Annotated in this window: 21 protein-coding genes; 20 read left to right on the top strand and 1 reads right to left on the bottom strand. The window is 66.3% G+C overall.

The annotated features are described in order from the left end of the window. Positions 1-37: 37 nt before the first annotated feature. The 7 genes from IB259_RS10290 to IB259_RS10260 all read left to right on the top strand — a co-directional run bounded on the left by IB259_RS10290 (position 38) and on the right by IB259_RS10260 (position 5,324). Positions 38-1,066, top strand: a complete 1,029-nt coding sequence (locus IB259_RS10290; protein WP_054452912.1) for an SPFH domain-containing protein — start codon at positions 38-40, stop codon at positions 1,064-1,066. A 6-nt stretch (positions 1,067-1,072) separates the two neighbouring features. Then, positions 1,073-2,542, top strand: coding sequence for a DUF4178 domain-containing protein (locus IB259_RS10285; RefSeq protein WP_119449992.1), 1,470 nt, complete (start codon positions 1,073-1,075; stop codon positions 2,540-2,542). A 4-nt stretch (positions 2,543-2,546) separates the two neighbouring features. Further along, positions 2,547-2,708, top strand: a complete 162-nt coding sequence (locus IB259_RS10280; RefSeq protein WP_166738458.1) for a hypothetical protein — start codon at positions 2,547-2,549, stop codon at positions 2,706-2,708. Beyond that, complete coding sequence (gene speD / locus IB259_RS10275; protein WP_054452908.1) at positions 2,705-3,055, top strand: adenosylmethionine decarboxylase; 351 nt, start codon at positions 2,705-2,707, stop codon at positions 3,053-3,055. The genes IB259_RS10280 and speD overlap by 4 nt, the downstream gene beginning before the upstream one ends. Before the next feature lie 117 nt (positions 3,056-3,172). Continuing rightward, positions 3,173-3,931, top strand: a complete 759-nt coding sequence (gene modA, locus IB259_RS10270) for a molybdate ABC transporter substrate-binding protein (protein WP_119449991.1) — start codon at positions 3,173-3,175, stop codon at positions 3,929-3,931. Positions 3,932-3,954: 23 nt separating this feature from the next. Then, the gene (gene modB, locus IB259_RS10265) at positions 3,955-4,641 is read left to right on the top strand and encodes a molybdate ABC transporter permease subunit (protein ID WP_054452904.1); all 687 of its coding nucleotides are present in this window, start codon (positions 3,955-3,957) and stop codon (positions 4,639-4,641) included. Then, complete coding sequence (locus tag IB259_RS10260) at positions 4,638-5,324, top strand: ATP-binding cassette domain-containing protein (protein ID WP_088153547.1); 687 nt, start codon at positions 4,638-4,640, stop codon at positions 5,322-5,324. Before modB ends, IB259_RS10260 begins: the two co-directional genes overlap by 4 nt. Before the next feature lie 5 nt (positions 5,325-5,329). On the opposite strand, the gene IB259_RS10255 is transcribed toward IB259_RS10260, so the two are convergent. Further along, entirely contained in the window at positions 5,330-6,124 is a 795-nt protein-coding gene (locus IB259_RS10255) for a TOBE domain-containing protein (RefSeq protein WP_054452900.1), read from the bottom strand. 157 nt (positions 6,125-6,281) lie between these two features. On the opposite strand from IB259_RS10255, the gene IB259_RS10250 reads away from it, so the two are divergent. The 13 genes from IB259_RS10250 (at position 6,282) to IB259_RS10190 (ending at position 22,392) form a co-directional block, all read left to right on the top strand. Beyond that, positions 6,282-6,872, top strand: a complete 591-nt coding sequence (locus tag IB259_RS10250; protein WP_054452898.1) for a DUF4136 domain-containing protein — start codon at positions 6,282-6,284, stop codon at positions 6,870-6,872. A gap of 33 nt (positions 6,873-6,905) precedes the next feature. Further along, positions 6,906-8,099, top strand: a complete 1,194-nt coding sequence (locus tag IB259_RS10245) for a patatin-like phospholipase family protein (protein ID WP_054452896.1) — start codon at positions 6,906-6,908, stop codon at positions 8,097-8,099. Positions 8,100-8,296: 197 nt separating this feature from the next. Continuing rightward, positions 8,297-8,662, top strand: coding sequence for a winged helix-turn-helix domain-containing protein (locus tag IB259_RS10240; protein WP_054452894.1), 366 nt, complete (start codon positions 8,297-8,299; stop codon positions 8,660-8,662). Positions 8,663-8,858: 196 nt separating this feature from the next. Then, a complete protein-coding gene (locus IB259_RS10235) occupies positions 8,859-10,121 on the top strand; it encodes an efflux RND transporter periplasmic adaptor subunit (protein WP_054452892.1) in 1,263 nt (420 codons plus the stop codon). A gap of 62 nt (positions 10,122-10,183) precedes the next feature. Next, entirely contained in the window at positions 10,184-13,417 is a 3,234-nt protein-coding gene (locus tag IB259_RS10230) for a multidrug efflux RND transporter permease subunit (RefSeq protein WP_054452890.1), read from the top strand. Beyond that, positions 13,414-14,901: an efflux transporter outer membrane subunit gene (locus IB259_RS10225; protein ID WP_054452888.1), complete on the top strand. Its 1,488-nt coding sequence runs from the start codon at positions 13,414-13,416 to the stop codon at positions 14,899-14,901. The genes IB259_RS10230 and IB259_RS10225 overlap by 4 nt, the downstream gene beginning before the upstream one ends. Beyond that, complete coding sequence (gene pdxJ, locus IB259_RS10220) at positions 14,898-15,638, top strand: pyridoxine 5'-phosphate synthase (protein ID WP_054452886.1); 741 nt, start codon at positions 14,898-14,900, stop codon at positions 15,636-15,638. The genes IB259_RS10225 and pdxJ overlap by 4 nt, the downstream gene beginning before the upstream one ends. Before the next feature lie 48 nt (positions 15,639-15,686). After that, the gene (gene acpS, locus IB259_RS10215; RefSeq protein WP_054452884.1) at positions 15,687-16,118 is read left to right on the top strand and encodes a holo-ACP synthase; all 432 of its coding nucleotides are present in this window, start codon (positions 15,687-15,689) and stop codon (positions 16,116-16,118) included. Between the two features lie 57 nt (positions 16,119-16,175). Beyond that, positions 16,176-17,234, top strand: coding sequence for a beta-N-acetylhexosaminidase (gene nagZ, locus IB259_RS10210; protein WP_175181792.1), 1,059 nt, complete (start codon positions 16,176-16,178; stop codon positions 17,232-17,234). Next, positions 17,197-19,023 carry an excinuclease ABC subunit UvrC gene (uvrC, locus tag IB259_RS10205; RefSeq protein ID WP_054452880.1) on the top strand — a complete coding sequence of 609 codons (1,827 nt, stop codon included), beginning with the start codon at positions 17,197-17,199 and terminating at the stop codon, positions 19,021-19,023. The genes nagZ and uvrC overlap by 38 nt, the downstream gene beginning before the upstream one ends. Positions 19,024-19,200: 177 nt before the next feature. Continuing rightward, entirely contained in the window at positions 19,201-19,773 is a 573-nt protein-coding gene (pgsA, locus tag IB259_RS10200; RefSeq protein ID WP_119449989.1) for a CDP-diacylglycerol--glycerol-3-phosphate 3-phosphatidyltransferase, read from the top strand. 201 nt (positions 19,774-19,974) lie between these two features. Next, positions 19,975-21,279: an MFS transporter gene (locus IB259_RS10195; protein WP_192328747.1), complete on the top strand. Its 1,305-nt coding sequence runs from the start codon at positions 19,975-19,977 to the stop codon at positions 21,277-21,279. A gap of 111 nt (positions 21,280-21,390) precedes the next feature. Beyond that, complete coding sequence (locus tag IB259_RS10190) at positions 21,391-22,392, top strand: cytochrome-c peroxidase (protein WP_054452876.1); 1,002 nt, start codon at positions 21,391-21,393, stop codon at positions 22,390-22,392. Positions 22,393-22,402: the final 10 nt, after the last annotated feature.

Genomic DNA, 22,402 nt, shown 5'->3' with positions numbered 1-22,402 from the left:
GCCTCGCGCCGCACTCGATCTGACAGGAGAACGACTCATGAGTCTCGGTTCATTCATCCGCAAACAGTTCATCGACATCCTGCAATGGAACGAGGACCGCGACGGCGTGCTCGCCTGGCGTCATCCCATGCAGGATTTCGAAATCCAGTACGGCGCCAGCCTGACCGTGCGCGAATCGCAGATGGCGGTGTTCGTCAACGAAGGCAAGGTGGCCGACGTGTTCGGCCCCGGCATGTACAAGCTGACCACGCAGACGCTGCCGATCCTGACCTACCTGAAGAACTGGGACAAGCTGTTCGAGTCCCCCTTCAAGTCGGATGTGATCTTCTTCAGCACGCGCCTGCAACTGGGCCGGCGCTGGGGCACGGCGCAGCCGGTGACGCTGCGCGACAGCGAATTCGGCATGGTGCGGCTGCGCGCTTTCGGCGTGTATTCCTATCAGATCTCCGATCCCGCCAAGTTCTACCGCGAGATCAGCGGCACGCGCGACGAATACACCGTCGACGACCTGGAAGCGCAACTGCGCAACATGGTGGTCGCGGCGATGACGACGGCGCTGGGCGGCTCCAAGGTGCCGTTCCTGGACATGGCCGGCAACCAGGGGCTGATGTCGCAAAGCATCGCTGAACAGCTGGCGCCGGTGTTCGACCGCTACGGCGTCAAGCTGGACAACTTCACGGTCGAGAACGTGTCGCTGCCGGAAGAGCTGCAGAAGGCGCTGGACACGCGGATCTCCATGGGCATGGCCGGCGACCTGGGCAAGTTCACCCAGTACCAGACCGCCACGGCCATACCGATGGCCGCGCAGAACGAAGGCGGCATCGCCGGCATCGGCGCGGGCCTGGCGGCCGGCGCGGCGCTGGGCCAGACCATGGCCGCGGGCTTGGCAGGCGCCCAGGGGCAGCCGCAGGCCGCGCCGCAGCCCGCCCAGCAGGCGCCCGCCGCCGCGGGCGCGGATCCGGCGCAACGGCTGCAGCAGCTCAAGGATCTGCTGGACAAGGGCCTGATCACGGCCGCGGACTACGATTCGGCCAAGGCCGAAGTGCTGAAGAAACTCACCAGCTAAGGCTCCATGCAGCAGGTTCTGTGTCCGCAGTGCGGCGCCCCAGTCAAGTTCACGTCCGCGGCATCGGTCATGGCGGTCTGCGGCGCCTGCCGCAGCACCTTGCTGAAGGACGCCGAGTCGGTCAAGCGCATCGGCGAGGCGGCCGAGGTCCTGGAGGACTACTCGCCCTTGTGCCTGGGCGCGGCCGGCACTTATGAAGGCAAGCGCTTCGACCTGATCGGCCGCGTCCAGCTGCGCTACGACGACGGCTTCTGGAACGAGTGGTACCTGTGGTTCGAGGACGGTTCCGACGGCTGGCTGTCGGACGCGTCGGGCCAGTACGCCGTGACCCGGCGGCGCAAGGTCAAGTCTACGCAGGGCATGCCGGCGTTCGACGACATCGCGCCCGGCGATGAACTGAAGCTGGACGGCCAGCGCTTCACGGCCGCCGACGTGCGCGCCTGCCAGGCGGGCGGCACGCAAGGCGAGTTGCCCTTCGTGCCGGGCGAAGGTTGGCTGGCCAAGGTGGCCGACTACCGCTGCCTGGACGCGTTCCTGACGCTGGACTTTTCCGACGGGCCCGAGCCCGAGCTGTACATCGGCAAGGCATTCGACCTGTCCGCGATGCAGGCGGCATCGCTGCGGACCAACGAGCAGGTCGAGGAGACCGCCGGCCGTTTCCGCGGCCAGATCAAGGCGCTGGACTGCCCCAACTGCGGCGGCCCGATAAGCTTCGTGGCCGCGATGGCCACGCAAGTGGTCTGCCCCTCGTGCGCCGCCGCGGTCGACTGCTCGGGGCCCACGGCCGAAGTCATCGAAAAGGCCCGCAAGGTCAAAGCCATCAAGACCACCTTGTCGCTGGGCGCGGTGGCCAAGATCGATGGCGCGTCCTATACGCTCATCGGCCTGATGAAGTGCGCCGATCCGGATCCCGAGGAACCGTCCGACTGGATCGAATACCTGCTGTTCAATCCCGCAAAGGGTTTCATCTGGCTGGTGGAAACCGACGAGGGCTGGGAGCGGGTGCAGGTATGCGACACCTGGCCCAGCCACAACAACGCCAGCAGCGTGCGCTGGCGCTCCAAGCTTTATCAGAAGCTGTACGACTACACCTCGCGCGTGGAACTGGCCCTGGGCGCCTTCAACTGGCGCGTCAAGGTCGGCGACAGCACCAAGATCACGGATTACAAGGCCGGCAACCTCAAGCTGACCCGCGAACTGAGCGAGTCCGAATTGGGCTGGTCCGCCTCGGGGCCGGTGGCGCCGGCGCAGTTGGCTGAATGGTTCGGCGATCCTGAACTTGCCAAGCAGAAGGCCATGCCGCTCAGCGGCAAGCCCGGGGGCTATCGCAAGTTCGCCTGGACGGCCATGATCGTGCTGGCCTTCCTGAATATCGACACCATTTTCAGTGGCGGCATCGTCCCGATCCTGATCGGCGCGGCGTTCCTGTGGATTCCGGCGGCGGTGGCGGACAAATTATCTGGCAAGGACGAATAACAGGATGGGCAAGCTCTTTTACACCGTCTACGCCATCGTGGTGGTGATTTTCGCCACCGGCTTCAACACCCCCGGTGCGCGCATGTCCAGCGGCGGCTCCGGCAGCAGCTGGGGCAGCAGTTCTTCGGGCGGATCGGGCTGGTCCTCGGGCGGGTCCCACAAGTGACCCCGCACGCCACACCCGGCCGCCACGTGCTGGCGGATTTCCGCGGCGTGCCGGCGGATCGCCTGACCGACGCGCAAGCGCTGGAACGCGACCTGATCGCCGCGGCGCAGGCGGCGGGCGCGCACGTGCTGAGCGCGCACTTCCATCATTTCGGCGAGGGCGCGGGCGTGACCGGCGTGGTCCTGCTGAGCGAATCCCACATCAGCATCCACACCTGGCCCGAGCATGCGTTCGCGGCGCTGGACATCTTCATGTGCGGCGCGGCGCGGCCCGAGCTGGCGCTGGAGCACCTGCAGGCGCGGCTGGCGCCCGAGGCGGTGCACGCGACCACGGTGGCGCGCGGCTGAAGCCCGCGCCCGCCACTCCTTGATATTGCTCAATGCTCCCTGGGCAGCCAAATTGACGAGCGTTATATACCTATATATATTTCGTTACCGACTTAGCGATTTCCCCGGGAGAAGAACATGTTCCGCAAACGTCCGATCGTGGCGCTGTCCTTGGCGCTGGCCGCCGCATGGAGCGCCAACGCCGCTGCCGGCGACCTGGTGGTGTCGGCCGCCGCCAGCCTGACCAACGCCTTCAAGGAAGTCGCGCAAGGCTACGAAAAAGAGCATGCCGGCACCAAGGTCATCCTGAACTTCGGCGCGTCCGACGTGCTGCTGCAGCAGATCGTCAAGGGCGCGCCGGCCGATGTGTTCGCCTCGGCGGACCAGAAGGCCATGGACAAGGCGGTCGAGGAAAAGGCCGTCAAGCCGGCCTCCCGCGTGGACTTTGCCGCCAATCAGGTGGTGCTGATCGTCCCGACGGACAGCAAGGCCAACATCACCGCGCTCAAGGACCTGACCCGCGACGACATCAAGCGCATCGCCTATGGCAACCCGGCATCGGTGCCGGTGGGCCGCTACACGCAGGGCGCGCTGGAGACGGCCGGCCTCTGGAGCGCGGTGCAGGCCAAGAGCGTGCTGGCCCAGAACGTGCGCCAGAGCCTGGACTACGTGGCGCGCGGCGAGGTCGATGCGGGCTTCGTGTTCGCGACCGACGCGGCCATCATGGCGGACAAGGTCAAGGTCGCGGTACGCGTGCCTTCGCAGACGCCGGTCACTTATCCCATCGCCGTCACCACCCGTGAAGCCGCTGCCAAGGAAGCCGAAAGCTTCGTTGCCTATGTGCTGTCTCCCGCAGGTCAGGCGATACTGTCGCGCTACGGCTTCCAGAAGCCCTGATATCCGTTGAATCGTAGGCATTGATGAGTGATCCGGTTTGGGTGCCCCTGCTGCTTTCCCTGAAAGTGGCGGGCTGGGCAACGCTGTTGGCGACCGTGGCGGGCACCGCCGCGGCTTATGGCCTGTCGCGCTGGCGCTGGCCGGGGCGCGACCTGCTGGACGCGCTGTTGACCTTGCCGCTGGTGTTGCCGCCCACGGTGCTCGGCTACTACCTGCTGGTGCTCCTGGGGCGCCGCGGCATCATCGGCGAGACGCTGGCGGGCTGGGGCATCGAACTGGTCTTCACCTGGCAGGGCGCGGTGATCGCGGCTTCGGTGGTGGCTTTTCCGCTGGTGTTCAAATCCGCCCGGGCCGCCTTCGAGAACGTTGATAGCCAACTGGAAAGCGCGGCGCGCGTGTTGGGCGTGTGCGAAGCGGGGGTCTTCTTCCGCGTCACCTTGCCGCTGGCCGCGCGCGGCATCGCCGCCGGGGTGCTGCTGGCCTTCGCGCGGGCGCTGGGCGAATTCGGCGCCACGCTGATGATCGCCGGCAACCTGCCGGGACGGACACAGACTCTGTCGGTCGCCATCTACGAGGCGGTGCAGGCGGGCGACGACGCCACGGCCAACATGCTGGTGCTGGTCACCTCGGTGACCTGCGTGGTGGTCCTGCTGCTGGCCGGCAAGCTGGTGCCCGTCAGCAGCGGCCGGCGCAACGGGAGCGCGCTATGAGCGTCAGCATCCAGGTGCGCAAGCAGATGGTGTCCGGCGACCGGCGCTTCGCGCTGGACGTCGCATTCGATTCGTCAGCCAAGCGTATAGCGCTGTTCGGCCCCTCGGGCGCGGGCAAGAGCCTGACCCTGCGCGCGGTGGCGGGCCTGCTGCGCCCTGACGCGGGCCGCATCGAGATCAACGGCCGCGTGCTGTTCGACACGGACGCCGGCGTCAACCTGCCGGCGCAATCGCGCCGGGTGGCCTACCTGTTCCAGGACTACGCCCTGTTTCCCCACCTGACAGTGGCGCAGAACATCGCTTTCGGGCTGCGCCGCGGCTGGCGCAACCCGCCCCGGCGCGAGGTCGGGCCCGAGGCGCAGCGCTGGGTGGACGCGTTCGAACTGGGTTCCATCGTGGGCAGCTATCCCAGCGAGATATCCGGCGGCCAGAAGCAGCGGGTGGCGTTGGCTCGAGCCCTCATGCTGCGGCCCGACATCCTGCTGCTGGACGAGCCCTTTTCAGCGCTGGATTCGCAGTTGCGCGGCAAGATGCGGCTGGAACTGAATGCCTTGCAGCGCCAGCTGGACGTGCCGATGCTGCTGATCACGCACGACCCGGCGGATGTGGATGCGCTGGCCGACGAGGTGTTCGAAGTGCGCGAGGGCAGGGTGCGACGCCACGACGAAGACGTGGGCGTCTGATCGGCTCAGTCCAGCACGCCCAGAATCACGCTGGAAGCCTTGAAGATCGCCACCGCGTCGGCGCCTGCGTCCAATCCCAGGTCCTGCGCGCTTTCATTGGTGACGATGGCCGCCAGCGTCATGCCGCCGTCCAGTCCGATCAGGATCTCGCTATTGACGGCGCCCGGGCGCAATGCCGTGATCTTGCCCGGCAGCTGATTACGCGCCGACAGGCGCAGGCCGGGGCCGGGCGCGCCCACGATGACGGACGACGCCTTGATCAGCGCGATGGCTTCCTTGCCGGTCGCCAGCCCCAATTCCTGCGTGCTTTCACGGGTGATGGTGGCCGTGATGGTCAGGCCCCCCGCGATGCGCAGCACGATTTCGTCATTGACGGCGCCGGCGCGGATCTGGATGACGGTGCCTAGCAGTTTGTTGCGTGCGCTGGTCTTGAGCATGAAACGCCTCATGAGATCGATGTCGCCACTGGCGTTCACGCCAGCGCGGGTCAGGTTTTCCATGAACTTGCGGTGTTCGGCTTCCAGGGCGCGGAAGGTGCCGATCAGGCCGCGCGCGCGGTCCGTCAGGCGCGTGCCGCCGCCGCCCTTGCCGCCGGCGGCCCTGATCACCAAAGGCTCGCCCGCCAGATTGTTCATGGCGTCGATGGCGTCCCATGCGCCCTTGTAGCTCATGCCCACGGCGCGCGCGGCGGCCGTGATGGATCCCGTGGCGTCGATCTGCGCCAGCAGGTCTATGCGGTTTTTTCCGCCCCAGGTCTGGGCGCCGGAGCGAAACCAAATCGAGCCGTCGAGTTCCAACATCTTTGTCGTGCCGTGGTCAGGGTATGGGATAGCTGAAAGTGTAATGGACGGGGGCTGTGCCGTGGTTCACGGCGGACGCGATGCGAATGAGATTCTGTTGAAATTTTGCAGGCTTCGCGGCACTATGTTCAGGCATCGGGCTCACGGAGAAAACGACATGAAAGCGTTCAAATTGCTGGCTGCGGGTTCCATGACGGCGTTGTTGGCGGCCTGCGCCACTGGCCCTGACGTCAAGAGCGACTACGATCATCAGGCAAATTTCGCGCAGTACCGAACCTTCGGGTACATGACGCCGTTGGGCACCGACAAGGCCGGCTACAGCACCTTGCTGACCGAGCGCCTGAAGAACGCCACGCGCGGCCAGATGGAAATGCGCGGCTATACCTATAGCGCAGCAAATCCCGACCTGCTGGTCAACTTCAGCGCCAAGCTGCAGCAGAAGGTGCAGGTCACTCCGGCCGCGCCGCCCATGGGTCCGTACTACGGCTATCGCGCCGGCTTCTATGGCGGCTGGCCCGGCTACGGCTGGGGCGATGACGTCTACCAATATACTGAGGGCACCTTGAACATCGACCTCGTCGACGCGCGCCGCAGGCAGCTGGTGTGGGAAGGCGTGGCGGTGGGCGAGGTCCAGCCCGATGCCAGCGCCTCGCCCGAGAACACGGACAAGGTGGTAGCGCAGATCTTCTCCAAGTATCCGTTCCGCGCCGGCGTGGCTGCGCCGCAGTTGCCGGACAAAAGCAAGTAGGGCGGTCCGCCGGCCCTGCCTAGAGGAAGCCGCATGAGTACTCGCCGCAAGGCTCCGAAGCAAGACACCGGCGATACGCCGCCCTATGAAGTCGTCGCCCTGGTGCTGCAAGGCGGCGGGGCGCTGGGGGCCTACCAGGCCGGGGTGTACCAGGGGCTGCACGAAGCGGGTATCCGGCCCAACTGGATTTCCGGCATTTCCATCGGGTCGATCAACGCGGCCATCATCGCGGGGTCGCCCGAGGACGAGCGCGTGGAGCGCCTGCGCGGCTTCTGGGAAGCCATCTGCCGGCCTGCGGGTTTCGCTTCGGTACCCTGGGGCGAGACGCTTGGCCCCATGTTCGAAGGCTTGCCGTTCGGCTTTGGTTCGCCGGTCATGAACGGGCATGTGTCAGCCTTCCAGGCCTTGTTCTCGGGCCAGCCAGGCTTCTTCAAACCGCGTTTTCCGCCGCCCTACCTGGTGCATGGCAGGGGCGCGGCGTCCACCAGCTTCTACGACACCACGCCGCTGGCTGCGACCTTGCGGGAGTTCGTGGACTTCGATCTGCTCAATAGCGGGGCCGTGCGCGCCAGCTTTGGCGTGGTCAACGTGCGGACCGGCAACTTCGCCTACTTCGACAGCCTGAAGGACACGCTGCGGCCCGAGCACATCATGGCCTCGGGTGCCTTGCCGCCAGGCTTCCCTTCCGTCGAGATCGACGGTGAACACTATTGGGACGGCGGCGTCGTGTCCAACACGCCGCTGGCACAAGTGCTGACCACCGACAGCATGCGGGACACGCTGGCGTTCCAGGTCGATCTGTGGCCCGCGCGCGGCGGTCTGCCGAGCAACCTGGAGGAAGTGGCCGAGCGCCAGAAGGATATCCAGTACTCCAGCCGCACCCGCCTGGTCACGGACCAGCTGCGGCGCGTGCTCAAGCTGCGCCACGGCCTGCAACGCCTGCTGGCGAAGCTGCCGGCGGCCGAGCGCAACGCGGCGGAGTTCGCCGAGATCCGCAAGCTGTCCCATACGCCGGCCACCAACATCATCAACCTCATCTACGAGTCCAAGCACCGCGAGCGCTTTTCCAAGGACTACGAATTCGGCACCGAGGCCATGCGCGAGCACTGGGAGTCGGGCCTGGCCGACATCCGCGCGACGCTCGCCAAGCCCGGGATCCTGGCCCGTCCGACCCAGGACAGTTGTTTCGTCACTCACGATATCCATCGCAACGGCAAGCGCACCTGAGCTGGCGGGCAGGGGGGGGCGAGTGCGGCACATCTGGACAAAGTCCGGACGGATTTCCTGCCGGATTGGTCTTATAGATGCCTTGCAATTTCAACGCCCACGGGTTCCAGCGGTAGGCTTTCGGGGCCAATTGCAACCTTGTTCCGGGAACCGGCCGCCACCCCGTGCGGCGCGGGCCTTCCTGGTGGAGATCCGTCGTGAATGCCCCCGCTCGCCTTGCACAGGTCGCGCCCGCCCGCGCGGCCGACACTTCTTACGCCATGGACGGCTGGTGGTCCCTGGTCTACCAGGGCTGGACACTGCTTACGCCCCATGGAGCCCGCATCGGCCTGACAGCCCTGGAGCGTACCTGCCTGCTTTGCCTGGCGGGCAATCCCGCCAGGGAATTGCGGCGCGATGAATTCATGGCGGTGCGCAAACGCACCACCATGCGCACACTGAATGTGGCGATCTGCCGCCTGCGCGGCAAGGTCCTGCTGGCCGGCGCCAGGCTGCCGCTGCATACCGTGCACGGCATGGGCTATGTGTTCCTGGGCAAGTTGCGGGAGCTTTCCGAGAGCTGATCTGTTGTATGAAATCCCCGCGCGCGTGGCATTTGAAGCACTAAAAATCAGTGATTTCCCCAATAACTGAGTTACATTACTGGGCTGATTACGTGCCTTGATGACGCATGCTTCTTATTTAACGTGGCCAATGCCGCGCTTAAATACTGCGATTACATGACGCGATTACGGTTAATTACGCTACGCGGGGGTTTCAATGCGGTTTTCGCCTAAACGTGTTTCAGGGCTGGCTTTTTCCGGCGGGGTCCTCGCACTGATATTGGCTGGTTGCGGCGAAAAGCCGCACATGAATCCAGGCATGCCCCAGGTCAGCGTCATTACGATCCAGCCGCAGCGCGCGCCCATCGTGTCCGAATTGCCCGGCCGCGTCGACGCCGTCCGGGATGCGCAGATCCGTTCGCGGGTCACCGGCATCGTCCAGAAGATCGCCTTCGAGCAAGGCGGCGACGTCAAGGAAAACCAACTGCTCTTCAAGATCGATCCGGCGCCCTACAAGGCTGCCTACGATCAGGCGACGGCGCAGCTCAAGCAGGCGCAGGCCAACCTGTTCAGCGCCAAGCTGCTGGCCGACCGTTACGCCCCGCTGGTCAAGGCCAACGCCGTCAGCAAGCAGGAATACGACAACGCCGTGGCTTCGTACCGCCAGGCCGACGCCTCCGTCGCCGCCGCCAAGGCGGCGCAGGACAATGCCGCCATCAACCTCGGCTACACCGACGTCACCTCGCCCATTACCGGCCGCATCGGCAAGCCGCTGGTCACCGAAGGCGCGCTGGTCGAGGCCACTTCGGCCACGCAGATGGCCACGGTGCAGCAGCTGGATCCGATCTACGTCGACTTCACCCAGTCCACCGCGGAACTCGCATCCTTGCGCCGCGCCTTCGCCAGCGGCCAACTGCAACAGGTCGGCAAGGATACGGCGCGCGCCACCATCGTGCTGGAAGACGGCTCCGAATACGGCCAGCCGGGCAAGCTGCTGTTCACCGGCATCACCGTGGATCCGACCACGGGCCAGGTGAACCTGCGCGCCGAAGTCCCCAACCCCGATGGCATCCTGCTGCCCGGCATGTACGTGCGCGTGCGCCTCGAGCAGGGCGTGGACGACAAGGCCCTGATGGTGCCGCAGCAAGCGCTGCAGCGTACCGCGGACGGCCTGCAAAGCCTGATGCTGGTCAAGGACAACAAGATCGAGCAGATTCCGGTCACCACCGGCGGCGCCCTCAAGAGCAACTGGATCGTCACCAGCGGCCTGAAGGCCGGCGACGTGGTCGTGGTGGAAGGATTCCAGAAGGTTCGCCCGGGCGCTCCGGTTCAGGCCAGCGAATGGAAGAACGGCACGCCCGCCCCGGGCGGCCAGGCGCCCGCGCAACCGGGTGCCAAGCCAGCGGAATCCGCCCCGCAGCCTGGCGCCAAGCCGGCCGAACCTGCGCAGCAGGACAAGGCCGCAGGCCAGAAATCTTAAGCGGCACGCGGCGCAAGCGCCGCGTTCCTCTTTGGTGAGCATCGCTTTCAGAGTCAGCCCACATGCCGCAATTTTTTATTGATAGACCGATTTTCGCCTGGGTAGTCGCCCTGTTCATCCTGCTGGCCGGGGTGCTGGCGATCCCGAACATGCCGATTTCGCAGTACCCGGACGTAGCGCCGCCCGCGATCACGATCACGGCCACGTACCCCGGCGCGTCGGCCAACGAAGTGGCCGAGCAGGTCACCAGTATCATCGAAGACCAGCTCAACGGCGCCAAGGGCCTGATCTACTACGAGTCGGTCAGCGATTCCTACGGCACCTCGACCATCACCGCGACCTTCGCTCCTGGCACCAATCCAGACTTGGCGCAGGTGGACGTGCAGAACCGCGTGTCCAACGTGGTCGCGCAGTTGCCCACCGCCGTGCAGCAGCAGGGCCTGCAATATGAGCAGACCAGTACCGGCTTCCTGATGGTGGCGGCGGTGTCGTCCACGGACGGTTCGCTGGACCAGACGGCGCTGGCCGACTACATCACCCGCAACATCAAGAACCCGGTTTCCCGCGTGCCCGGCGTGGGCCAGTTCCAGCTGTTCGCGGCGCCGCGCGCCATGCGCGTGTGGGTCGATCCCGCCAAGCTGGTCGGGTTCAACCTAAGCATGTCGCAGGTCAACCAGGCCATCGCCCAGCAGAACGTGGTGATTTCCGGCGGCAGCATCGGCGCGCCGCCCAACCCGGATTCGCAGCGCATCACCGCCACGGTCACGGCCAACGGCCAGCTGAGCACGGTGGAGGGCTTCGGCAAGATCGTCCTGCGCGCCAACACCGACGGCTCCAAGGTGCTGCTGCGCGACGTCGCCCGCATCGAAGTCGGCGCGGACAACTACCAGTTCGGCGCCCGCCTGAACGGCAAGCCGACGGCCGCATTCGCCATCGTGCTGTCGCCCAACGCCAACGCGCTGGCCACCGCCCAGGGCGTGCGCCAGCAGATGGAAGAGCTGTCCAAGTACTTCCCGGGCAACATCACGTACTCCATTCCGTACGACACGGCGCCCTACGTCAAGGTGTCCATCGAGCAGGTGGTCCACACCCTGGCGGAAGCCATGGTGCTGGTGTTCCTGGTGATGTACCTGTTCCTGCAGAACGTCCGCTACACCCTGATCCCGGCCCTGGTGGTGCCGGTGGCCATGCTGGGGGCGTTCGCGGTGATGCTGGCGCTCGGGTTCTCCATCAACGTGCTGACCATGTTCGCCATGGTGCTGGCCATCGGGATTCTGGTGGACGACGCCATCGTGGTGGTGGAAAACGTCGAGCGGATCATGTCCACAGAGGGCTTGCCACCCAAGGAAGCCACCAAGAAAGCGATGCCGCAGATCAGCGGCGCCATCATCGGCATTACGCTGGTGCTGGTGACGGTGTTCCTGCCGCTGGCCTTCATGAGCGGTTCGGTGGGTGTGATCTACCGCCAGTTCTCGATCGCGATGGCCGTGTCGATCTTCTTCTCGGCACTGCTGGCCCTGACCTTCACCCCGGCGCTGTGCGCCACCATCCTCAAGCCGGTGCCCAAGGGCCACCACGAGGACAAGAAGGGCTTCTTCGGCTGGTTCAACCGCAAGTTCGACGCCACCACCCACAACTACCAGAACTGGGTGTCGCGCATCCTGCACAAGGGCGGCCGCATGATGCTGGCGTTCCTGCTGCTGGTCGTGCTGCTGGGCTGGCTGTACCTGCGCCTGCCTTCGTCCTTCCTGCCCGAGGAAGACCAGGGCTACGTGGTCAGCAACATCGAGCTGCCCACCGGCGCTACCGCCAACCGCACGGTCGAGGTCATCGAGCAGGTCGAGAAGTACTTCTCGGACGTGCCCGCGGTCGAGAACATCATCGCCGTGCAGGGCTACAGCTTCAACGGCAACGGCCTGAACGCCGCTATCGCCTTCGTCACGCTGAAGGACTTCAGCGAGCGCAAGTCGCGCCAGGACTCGGCGGGCGCCATTGCCTTCCATGCCTTCGAAAAGCAGCTGATGGGCATCCATGACGCGCAGGTGTTCACCTTGGTGCCACCCGCCATTTCGTCCCTGGGCAACGCGACCGGCTTCGACTTCCGCCTGCAGGATCGCGGCGCGGCGGGTTCCGCCGCCCTGGCCGCGGCCACCGGCGAACTCATGGGCCTGGTCATGAAGAGCCCCGTGCTGTCGCAGGTGCGCATCACCGGCCTGGGGCCGGGCGCGCAGCTCAGCCTGACCATCGACCGCGAGAAAGCGGCTGCGCTGGGCGTGGACTTCAACGAGGCTGCCTCGCTGATTTCCACCGCGGTCGGCTCCGCCTACCTGAGCAAGTTCCCCAACCTGGGCCGGATGCAGAACATCTGGGTGCAGGCCGACGCGCCGTACCGCATGCAGCTCAATGACGTGCTGCAGCTGAACGCCCGCAACAGCCAGGGCGGCATGGTGCCGCTGTCCACCTTCGTCAAGGCCGAGTGGAAGCAGGGTCCGGTGCAGGTGGTGCGCTACAACAGCTACGAGTCCATGCGTATCGGCGGCGACGCCGCCCCTGGTTACACCACGGGCGAGGCGATGGCCGAGATGGAGCGTCTGGTGGGCCAGTTGCCGCAGGGCTTCGGCTACGAGTGGAACGGCCTTTCCTACCAGGAACGCCAGGCCGGCAACCAGGCTCCGATCCTGATGGGCCTGTCGCTGCTGGTGGTGTTCCTGGTGCTGGCCGCCCTGTATGAAAGCTGGGCCATCCCGATTTCGGTGATGCTGGTGGTGCCGCTGGGCATGCTGGGCGCGGTGGCGTTGATCAGCGCGCTGGGCATGTCCAACGACGTGTACTTCCAGGTGGGCATGGTGACCGTGATCGGCTTGGCGGCCAAGAACGCCATCCTTATCGTGGAATTCGCCAAGGACCAGTACGCTCGCGGCATGGGGCTGTATGAATCCGCGGTGGAAGCCGCGAGGCTGCGGTTCCGTCCCATCCTGATGACGTCGCTGGCCTTCATCCTGGGCGTGGTGCCCCTGGCCATGGCGACCGGCGCAGGCGCCGCCAGCCAGCGCGCCGTGGGTCTGGGCGTGCTGGGCGGCATGTTGGCCGCCACGCCGTTCGCGGTGATTTTCGTGCCGACCTTCTTCGTGGTGGTGCTGGGCCTGTTCAAGACCCGTCCGCGCCTGTTGGGCGCTGAACTGCGCGCCTTCGAAGAAGAGCAGGCGGCCAAGAAGGCCGCAGCCGGACAGGCTGCGCCGGACGCGCCCGCGCAACACCCCGCACAACCCAACGGTGGCCAGGAGGGCAAGGAATGAAAGCCCTGAAGTTCAAACAGACCGCCTTGTCCGCTTTCGTGGCGGTGGCGTTGGCCGGCTGCTCGCTGGCGCCCGATTACAAGCGCCCCGATGCGCCGGTTTCCGGTACGTGGCCCGATCAGCCCAAGGTGCAGTATGGCGGCTACGCCAAGCCCACCTCGCTGGGCACCCAGCCGTCCACCGCGGTCATGCCGCAGGACGGCACGCCGGCGGCCAATCTGGGCTGGCGCGAGTTCTTCCGCGATCCGCGCCTGCAAAGCCTGATCGAGCTGGCGCTGGTCAACAACCGCGACCTGCGCGTGGCGGTGGAACGCGTGGAAGAGGCTCGCGCCCAATACGGCATCCAGCGCGGCGCGCAATGGCCCAGCATCGGCGCCGGCATCCAGGGCCAGCGTCAGCATCTGCCCCAGAACATGCGGCAGCCCGGCGCGGGTTCGATCAGCAGCTCGTACCAGGCAGGCATCGGCCTGACCACCTTCGAGATCGACCTGTTCGGCCGCCTGCGCAACCTCTCCGAGGCGGCGTATCAGCAGTACCTGTCGACCGAGCAGGCGCAGAAGAGTGCGCAGATCACGCTGGTCGGCGCGGTCGCGCAGTCGTACTTCAACCTGCGCGCCGCCGAGGTCCAGCTGGACCTGACGCAGCGCACCCTGGCGTCGCGCCAGGAATCCTATGACCTGGTCAAGCGGCGTTTCGACGGCGGCGTGGCTTCGGAGCTGGACCTGAACCAGGCCAAGTCGCTGCTGGATACGGCCTCGTCCGATCTGGCTCAACTGGCCCGCGCCCAGGCCCAGGCCATGAACGCGCTGGTGCTGCTGGTCGGCACGCCCTTGCCGCCGGACCTGCCGGCGCCGGCCGTGTTCGGCCGCGACCAGCTTCTGGCGACGGTGCCAGCCGGCCTGCCGTCCGATCTGCTCGAGCGCCGTCCGGACATCATGGCCGCGGAAAACCAGCTGCTGTCCGCCAACGCCAATATCGGCGCGGCGCGCGCGGCGTTCTTCCCGACCATCTCGCTGACCGGCCTGCTAGGGGTGGCCAGCCCCTCGTTGGGCGACCTGTTCAAGGGCGGCCAGGGCTATTGGAGCTTCTCGCCGTCGATCACCACGCCGCTGTTTGCCGGCGGCAGCATCCGCGAAGGGCTGAACCTGGCCAAGGCGCGCGACAATATCGCCGTGGCGCAGTACGAACAGTCCATCCAGCAGGCGTTCCGCGAAGTGTCGGACGCGCTGGCGGGCGAAGCTACCTACGGGGCGCAACTGGATGCCCAGCGCGCCCTGCAGGACGCGTCCGGCCGCACGCTGGAACTGTCGAATCTGCGTTATACCAATGGTATCGACAGCTACCTGCAGGTGCAGACCGCGCAGGTGGACTTTTTCAATGCCCAGCTCGCCCTGGTCCAGACTGGCCTGGCCGCGCTGATCAACCGCGTGGAGCTGTACAAGGCCCTGGGCGGCGGCTGGGAAGAAACAACGAAAGTGCAATGATAGAACTTGGTGTAAACATCGATCACGTTGCCACGCTGCGGCAACAGCGCCACACGACCTATCCGGACCCGGTGCTCGCCGCGCTGCGCGCGGAGGACGCCGGCGCCGATCTGATCACGCTGCATCTGCGTGAAGACCGGCGCCATATCCAGGACAAGGACGTCTACGCCATGCGTCCGCAATTGCGTACGCGCATGAACCTGGAATGCGCGGTGACGGCGGAAATGCTGGAGATCGCCTGCGCGGTCAAGCCCAGCGACGTTTGCCTGGTGCCCGAAAAGCGCACCGAACTGACGACCGAAGGCGGCCTGGAAGTCGCGGGCGCCATGGGGCCGGTGTCGGATGCGGTGGGCCTGCTGGCCGAGGCCGGCATCCGCGTGTCGCTCTTCATCGATCCGGATCCCGTGCAGATCGCGGCCGCGGCCAAGGCCGGCGCGCCGGTGATCGAATTGCACACCGGCGCCTACGCCGAAGCTGAAGGCGAGGCCGCCGAGGCCGAACTGCAGCGCTTGCGCCTGGCCGTGACCGAAGGGCTGCGCCACGGCTTGCGCGTGAACGCAGGCCACGGCCTGCATTACGGCAACGTCAAGCCGGTGGCCGCGCTGGAAGGCATTTCCGAACTCAACATCGGCCACGCCATCGTGGCGCAGGCGGTGTTCGACGGCTGGGAAAAAGCGGTGCGCGACATGAAGGCGCTGATGGTGCAGGCCCGCCTGCAAGCGCTGCGCGGGCTGTGACCGCGAGCCCGGTATCCCGTTTTTTCCTGCGGCCGCGCGCTGATTCCCATGTCTGACGCCTCCCGCCCCGCTGCGCCCGCAGGCGCCATTGCCGGCATCGGCATGGACCTGCTGCGCATCGACCGCATCGAGCGCGCGCTGGCGCGCCACGGCGACCGTTTTGCCGAAAAGATCCTGGGCGTCGAAGAACTGCAGAAGTTCCACGCGCGCCGCGCCCGCGACCCGGTGCGCGGCCTGCGTTTCCTGGCTACGCGCTTCGCGGCCAAGGAGGCGTTTTCCAAGGCCATAGGCCTGGGCATGCGCATGCCCATGACATGGCGGCGCGTGCAGACGCTGAATGCGCCCGGCGGGCGTCCCGTGCTGGTGATCGCGCCCGAACTGCTGCAATGGTACGAGCAGCGCTTTGGTGCGGCCCACGTTTCCATTACCGACGAATCCGACATGGCCGCCGCTTACGTGGTGGTCGAACGCAAGCCCTGATCGGCGGACTCGTGTCCGCCGCCGGCTTGCCAGACTTAGACAGAAGGACAGCCTGACATGGCCAAGAAGAAATCCAGGGCGGTCCTGCCGCCCGGCCCCGTGATGGTCGATGTGGCGGGATACTCGCTGACGAAGGCGGAGAAGAAGCGCCTGCGCCATCCGCTGGTGGGCGGCGTGATCCTGTTTGCGCGCAACTTCGAAAGCCGCAAGCAACTGACCGAGCTGACGCGCCAGATCCACAAGGCCCGCAAGGAGCCGCTCTTGATCCTGGTGGACCACGAAGGCGGCCGTGTGCAGCGCTTCCGCGACGACGGCTTCACGGCGCTTCCCGCCATGCGCGACCTGGGCGCGTTGTGGGACCGCGATCCGCTGCAGGCCATGCGCCTTGCGACCGAAGCCGGCTACGTGCTGGCCGCCGAGCTGCGCGCCTGCGGCGTGGACATGAGCTTCACGCCGGTGCTGGACCTGGACTACGGCGTCAGCAAGGTGATCGGCACCCGCGCCTTCCACCAAGACCCGCGCGTGGTCACGATGCTGTCGCGCGCGCTGATCCAGGGCTTGCAGCTGGCGGGCATGTCGGCCTGCGGCAAGCATTTCCCCGGCCATGGTTTCGTGGAGGCGGATTCGCACCACGAGATCCCGGTGGACCCGCGTCCGCTGGACAAGATCCTGCAGGACGATGCCGCGCCGTACGCCTGGCTGGGCGATGCAGTGCTGCCGTCGGTGATGCCTGCGCACGTGATCTATCCCAAGGTCGACAAGCACCCGGCCGGCTTCTCCAAGCGCTGGGTGCAGGACATCCTGCGCACCCGCCTGGGCTACGATGGAGTGGTGTTCTCGGACGACCTGACCATGGAAGGCGCCTCGGTCGCGGGCGACATCCTGGACCGTGCCAACGCGGCGCTGGGCGCCGGCTGCGACATGGTGCTCGTATGCAACCGGCCGGACCTGGCGGACGAATTGCTCGAACGCCTGAAGTTCGAGCACGCGCCCGAGTCCGTGGCGCGCATCCGCCGCCTGATGCCGCGCTTTGACGCGCCGGACTGGGATACCTTGCAGGCTGAAAGCCGTTATCAGAATGCCCGACGACTTCAATCTCAAATCGTTCCTGGCTGACCTGCCGCATCTGCCGGGCGTGTACCGGCATCTGGATGCGGCCGGAGAGGTCATGTATGTCGGCAAGGCGCGCGACCTGAAGAAGCGCGTCTCGTCGTATTTCCAGAAGAACCTGGCCAGCCCCCGCATCGCCCAGATGGTGGCGAAGGTGGCGCGGCTGGAGGTGACGGTGACGCGCTCCGAAGCGGAAGCGCTGATCCTCGAAAACAACCTCATCAAGACCCTGAAGCCGCGCTACAACATCCTGTTCCGCGACGACAAGTCTTATCCCTACCTGCTGATCACCGGCCACGAATGGCCGCGCATTGCCTATTACCGCGGCGCCACCAACAAGCGCGGGCAGTACTTCGGGCCGTTCCCCAATGCCTGGGCCGTGCGCGAGACCATCCAGATCCTGCAGAAGGTATTCCGCCTGCGGACCTGTGAGGACTCGGTCTTCGCCAACCGTTCGCGACCCTGTCTGCTGCATCAGATCGGGCGCTGCTCGGCGCCCTGCGTCGGCGCGATCGAAGCCGCCGACTACGAACGCGACGTGCAGCGCGCCGTGCGCTTCCTCAACGGGGAAGCCAAGGAGGTGATGGGCGAAATCGAAAGCCGGATGCAGCAGGCGGCCAGCGAACTGCGCTTCGAGGAAGCGGCGGCGCTGCGCGACCAGATGGGGTCGCTGGCCCGCGTATTGCACCAGCAGACCATGGAAAACGTCAGCGGCGAGGACACCGACATCATTGCGGTGGCGATCGCGGGCGGCAAGGTCTGCGTCAATCTGGCCATGGTGCGGGGCGGCCGCCATCTGGGCGACAAGCCATTCTTTCCCACGCATGCCGAGGGCGAGGCCGCGCCGCAGGTGCTGGAAGCCTTTGTGGCCCAGCACTACACCGACAATGCCATGCCGCCGGTGCTGGTCTGTTCGCACGCCTTGCCGGATCCTGACCTGATCGGCCTGTTGGTGGAACAGGCGGGCGGACGCCCGTCGCGGGTGCTGACGCGTCCGCAAGGCGCGCGCCGCGCCTGGCTGGAGCAGGCGGCCAAGAACGCCGAAATGGCCTTGGCCCGCGCCTTGACCGAGTCCGGCGCCCGCGCCGCCCGGACACTGGCGCTGGCCGAGGCGCTGGACCTGGACACGGACGAAGCCGCGCTCGACGCGTTGCGCATCGAATGCTTCGACATCAGCCACACGGCGGGCGAAGCAACCCAGGCGTCCTGCGTGGTGTTCGAACACCACGACATGCAGCCGTCGCTGTACCGCCGCTACAACATCGCCGGCATCACGCCGGGCGACGATTACGCCGCGATGCGCCAGGTACTGAGCCGCCGCTTCGCCAAGGTGGCGGACGGCGAGGCGCCCATGCCCGGCCTGGTGCTGATCGACGGCGGCAAGGGCCAGGTGGAAGTCGCCCGCCAGGTGTTCGTGGAACTGGGCCTGGATATCCAGACGTTGGTAGGCGTGGCCAAGGGGGAAGGGCGCAAGGTCGGCCTGGAGACCCTGGTGTTCGCCGACGCCCGCCCGCCGGTGGCGCTGGGCGGCGAATCCGCCGCGCTGATGCTGATCGCCCAAGTGCGCGACGAGGCGCACCGCTTCGCCATCACCGGCATGCGCGCCCGCCGCGCCAAGGCCCGCAACGTTTCTCGCCTGGAAGAAATCGAAGGCATCGGCGCCCGCCGCCGCCAGCGCCTGCTGGCCCGTTTCGGCGGCTTCTCCGGCGTGGCTTCGGCCAGCATCGAAGACCTGGCCTCGGTCGACGGCATCTCCCAAGACCTGGCGATCCGCATCTATGAAGCCCTGCGGTAGCCGCCATGCATAAATGCCGGCGGTTACTCACCCTCTGCTCGGTTACAGACGCAGCAACCGGCGTAGCGCCCGCCGGGCCGCGCGGATCCGGCTCCGCCGGTCCGCAGCGGCGCCCCCCTGGGGGGGAAGCGCCTCAGGCGCTTCGGGGGGGCGTCTTACTGTTAGCATACGGACACTATGCCAATTAATGTACCCATTATCCTGACATGGCTGCGCATCGCCATGATTCCGCTGGTGGTCGGGCTGTTCTACCTGCCCGAAAGCTGGATGTCGGTCCCTGTGCGCGACACTTTCGCCGCCTGGGCTTTCATTATTGCGGCGCTGACCGACTGGTTCGATGGCTGGCTGGCCCGCCGCTGGAACCAGACCTCGGCGTTCGGGGCCTTCCTGGATCCGGTCGCCGACAAGCTGATGGTCTGCGCGGCCCTGATCGTCCTGCTGGACCTCAGCCGCGTCGACGCCTTTATTTCCCTGATCATCATCGGCCGTGAAATCACGATTTCCGCGCTGCGCGAATGGATGGCCAAGATCGGCGCCAGCGCCAGCGTGGCGGTGCACCGGCTGGGCAAGTTCAAGACGGCCGCGCAAATGGTGGCGATTCCGTGCCTGCTGTACAACCAGCCGATCTACGGCGTCAGTTCGCGTCTGCTGGGCGATGTGCTGATCATCGTGGCGGCGGTGCTGACGGTGTGGTCGATGCTGTATTACCTGCAGCGCGCGTGGCCCGCCATCCGCGAAAAGGCCATGTAGTCCAGAGTCCGTATTTTTGTTTGACAGAGCGGCGGCACGGCTCGCGCAAGGCGGCCGCCGTTACATACCAAGAGCGATCCGCCGGCGTGTCCGGGACGGCGCCTAGAGTCCAACGCCCGGAACATCCGGACGTTGCCGGAGACAACCCGCGCACCGCCGCATCGGCGCCGCGCCACCTGCCGCTGACCGCGGCCGCCTGCAATGAACACCGCTGCGAATACCCTGGCCCTGGACGCCGCCGCCCGCCGGCGCGACTGGAAGATCATTCTGCTGATCGGGGTCGCCCACGCTTCCTCCCACTTCTTCCAACTGGTCCTGCCCTCGCTCTATGTCTCGCTGGGCAACGAGTTCGGCCTGGACTTCGCCCGCCTTGGGCTGCTGGTGTCCACGTTCTATGTGGTTTCCGGCATCGGCCAGGCGTCCTCGGGCTTCGTGGTGGACCGCATCGGCGCGCGGCCGGTGCTGTGGTTCGGGCTGGCGTGCTTCGTGTTGTCCGGCGTGCTGATCGGATCGGCCAACGGCTACGCCATGCTGATTGTGGCGGCCGTCGTGGGCGGCATCGGCAACTCCGTGTTCCATCCCGCCGACTATTCCATCATCAACCATCGCATTTCCGCGCCGCGCCTGGGACATGCCTTCTCCACGCACGGGCTGACGGGCAATCTGGGCTGGGCGCTTACTCCGGTTTTCATGACCAGCATCACCTTGCTCGCAGACTGGCGCGTAGCGGCCTATAGCGCCGCCGGGCTGGTGGCCTTGGTGCTGTTGTTGACGATTCTGGGTCGCGATCTGATCGGCGGCCCGTCGCCGCTGGAAGGCCACGCGGACGTGGAAGTCGGCAAGGCCGCTCCCAAGCCCGCGGCAAAGCCGCAGGAAAGCGTCCTGACGACGCTGACCACGCTCTTGTCCAAGCCGGCGCTGTGGGGCGCGTTCCTTTTCTTCGCCTGCACCTCCATTGCGCTGTCCTCGGTGCAGAACTACACCATCCCCTTGCTGGGCCAGCTGTACGACCTGTCCAAGGTCGCGGCTAGTTCGGCGCTGTCCGGCTACATGGTGGCTTCGGCCGTCGGCATGGCCGCGGGCGGCTTTCTGGTGTCGGCCAATCCGCGCACCGAACGCACCGTGATGGTGGCCCTGATCCTGGCGGGCCTGACGCTGGTGGTGCTGGCGCTGGGTTTGGTGCCGGCTGTGGTGGCCGCACCGGTGGTGGCCCTGGCGGGCTTCTGCTCCGGCGTCGCGGCGCCGTCGCGCGACATGCTGATCCGCCGCGTCACGCCCAAGGGTTCCACCGGCTCGGTCTACGGACTGGTGTACTCCGGCATGGACGTGGGCTCGGCCCTGGGGCCGCTGGCCTTCGGCCTGCTGCTGGACGCCGGGCTGCGGCAGGGCCCCTGGGTGGGCGCGGGCGTGGCATTCGCTGCCGCCGCCTTCCTGGCGCAATGGATCGCGGTGCAGGCGCGGCGTGCGGAACCCGCCGCTGCGGCTTCGGCGGCTGTGCGTTCCTGATCATGGCGGGCCCTGCACGGGCCCGGCGGTTTGACCCGGCGCAAGGTTCGACCCGTTTCCCTCTGATGTAATGACCTTTATGGGATAAAGGTTATTCACAGGAGAAGCGAAATGAGAAGGGCAAGCGCGTTGCTGGCGGCCGGGGTCGCCTTGGGCAGTTGGATGGGTCTGGCCCAGGCGGCTTCGCAGGAACCGATACAGCCGGTGGAGCCGGCGGTCATCAAGGAGCCGGCCAAGGTCGAACTGGGCAAAAAGCTCTTTTTCGATCCGCGCCTGTCCCGGTCCGGCGCGATTTCCTGTAATTCCTGCCACAACCTGGGCATGGGCGGTTCGGACAATCTCAAGGCCTCGATCGGGCACAAGTGGCAGCAGGGCTCGATCAATTCGCCGACGGTGCTCAACTCCAGTCTGAACATCGCCCAGTTCTGGGACGGCCGGGCCAAGGACTTGCGCGAGCAGGCGGGCGGCCCCATCGCCAATCCCATGGAGATGGCGTCCACTCACGAACTAGCGGTGCAGGTGCTGAATTCCATTCCCGGCTACCGGGCGGAATTCAAGCAGGTCTTCGGCAAAGACGACATCACCATCGACGAGGTCACCGGCGCCCTGGCCGCGTTCGAGGAAACGCTGGTGACGCCCAATTCGCGCTTCGACCAGTGGCTGCGCGGCGACCAGAAGGCGCTGACGGTGCGCGAGCTGGCCGGCTACGAACTCTTCAAGAACAGCGGCTGCGTGGCCTGCCACAACGGCGTGGCGGTGGGCGGCAATTCGTTCCAGAAGATGGGCCTGGTCACGCCCTACGTCACCGAGAACAAGGCCGAGGGCCGCGCGGCGGTGACGGGCAAGGACGCCGACCGCTTCAACTTCAAGGTGCCGACGCTGCGCAACGTGGCGCTGACCTATCCGTACTTCCATGATGGCGAGGCAGCTACCTTGACGCAGGCCGTGGACGTGATGGGCCGGTTGCAGCTGGGCCGGACCTTCACGCCCGATGAGAACGCGCAGATCGTGGCGTTCCTGAAGACCCTGACGGGCGATCAGCCGGCGATCCAGTACCCGGTGTTGCCGCCGTCGGCGGACGATACGCCGCGGCCTGAGCCTTTTGTGAAGTAACGCGGTTTCC

Origin of the sequence: Achromobacter sp. ACM04, from assembly GCF_014851465.1 — a bacterium.
GTDB lineage: Bacteria > Pseudomonadota > Gammaproteobacteria > Burkholderiales > Burkholderiaceae_B > Achromobacter > Achromobacter aegrifaciens.
Note: the sequence above shows the minus strand (reverse complement) of the source record. Positions and strands in the feature narration are given on the sequence as shown.

Coding starts and splice junctions, on each gene's coding strand:
- IB259_RS10290 (WP_054452912.1), top strand. CDS start 38: ATGAGTCTCGGTTCATTCATCCGCAAACAGTTCATCGACATCCTGCAA.
- IB259_RS10285 (WP_119449992.1), top strand. CDS start 1,073: ATGCAGCAGGTTCTGTGTCCGCAGTGCGGCGCCCCAGTCAAGTTCACG.
- IB259_RS10280 (WP_166738458.1), top strand. CDS start 2,547: ATGGGCAAGCTCTTTTACACCGTCTACGCCATCGTGGTGGTGATTTTC.
- modA (WP_119449991.1), top strand. CDS start 3,173: ATGTTCCGCAAACGTCCGATCGTGGCGCTGTCCTTGGCGCTGGCCGCC.
- modB (WP_054452904.1), top strand. CDS start 3,955: ATGAGTGATCCGGTTTGGGTGCCCCTGCTGCTTTCCCTGAAAGTGGCG.
- IB259_RS10260 (WP_088153547.1), top strand. CDS start 4,638: ATGAGCGTCAGCATCCAGGTGCGCAAGCAGATGGTGTCCGGCGACCGG.
- IB259_RS10255 (WP_054452900.1), bottom strand. CDS start 6,124: ATGTTGGAACTCGACGGCTCGATTTGGTTTCGCTCCGGCGCCCAGACC.
- IB259_RS10250 (WP_054452898.1), top strand. CDS start 6,282: ATGAAAGCGTTCAAATTGCTGGCTGCGGGTTCCATGACGGCGTTGTTG.
- IB259_RS10245 (WP_054452896.1), top strand. CDS start 6,906: ATGAGTACTCGCCGCAAGGCTCCGAAGCAAGACACCGGCGATACGCCG.
- IB259_RS10235 (WP_054452892.1), top strand. CDS start 8,859: ATGCGGTTTTCGCCTAAACGTGTTTCAGGGCTGGCTTTTTCCGGCGGG.
- IB259_RS10230 (WP_054452890.1), top strand. CDS start 10,184: ATGCCGCAATTTTTTATTGATAGACCGATTTTCGCCTGGGTAGTCGCC.
- IB259_RS10225 (WP_054452888.1), top strand. CDS start 13,414: ATGAAAGCCCTGAAGTTCAAACAGACCGCCTTGTCCGCTTTCGTGGCG.
- pdxJ (WP_054452886.1), top strand. CDS start 14,898: ATGATAGAACTTGGTGTAAACATCGATCACGTTGCCACGCTGCGGCAA.
- acpS (WP_054452884.1), top strand. CDS start 15,687: ATGTCTGACGCCTCCCGCCCCGCTGCGCCCGCAGGCGCCATTGCCGGC.
- nagZ (WP_175181792.1), top strand. CDS start 16,176: ATGGCCAAGAAGAAATCCAGGGCGGTCCTGCCGCCCGGCCCCGTGATG.
- uvrC (WP_054452880.1), top strand. CDS start 17,197: ATGCCCGACGACTTCAATCTCAAATCGTTCCTGGCTGACCTGCCGCAT.
- pgsA (WP_119449989.1), top strand. CDS start 19,201: ATGCCAATTAATGTACCCATTATCCTGACATGGCTGCGCATCGCCATG.
- IB259_RS10195 (WP_192328747.1), top strand. CDS start 19,975: ATGAACACCGCTGCGAATACCCTGGCCCTGGACGCCGCCGCCCGCCGG.
- IB259_RS10190 (WP_054452876.1), top strand. CDS start 21,391: ATGAGAAGGGCAAGCGCGTTGCTGGCGGCCGGGGTCGCCTTGGGCAGT.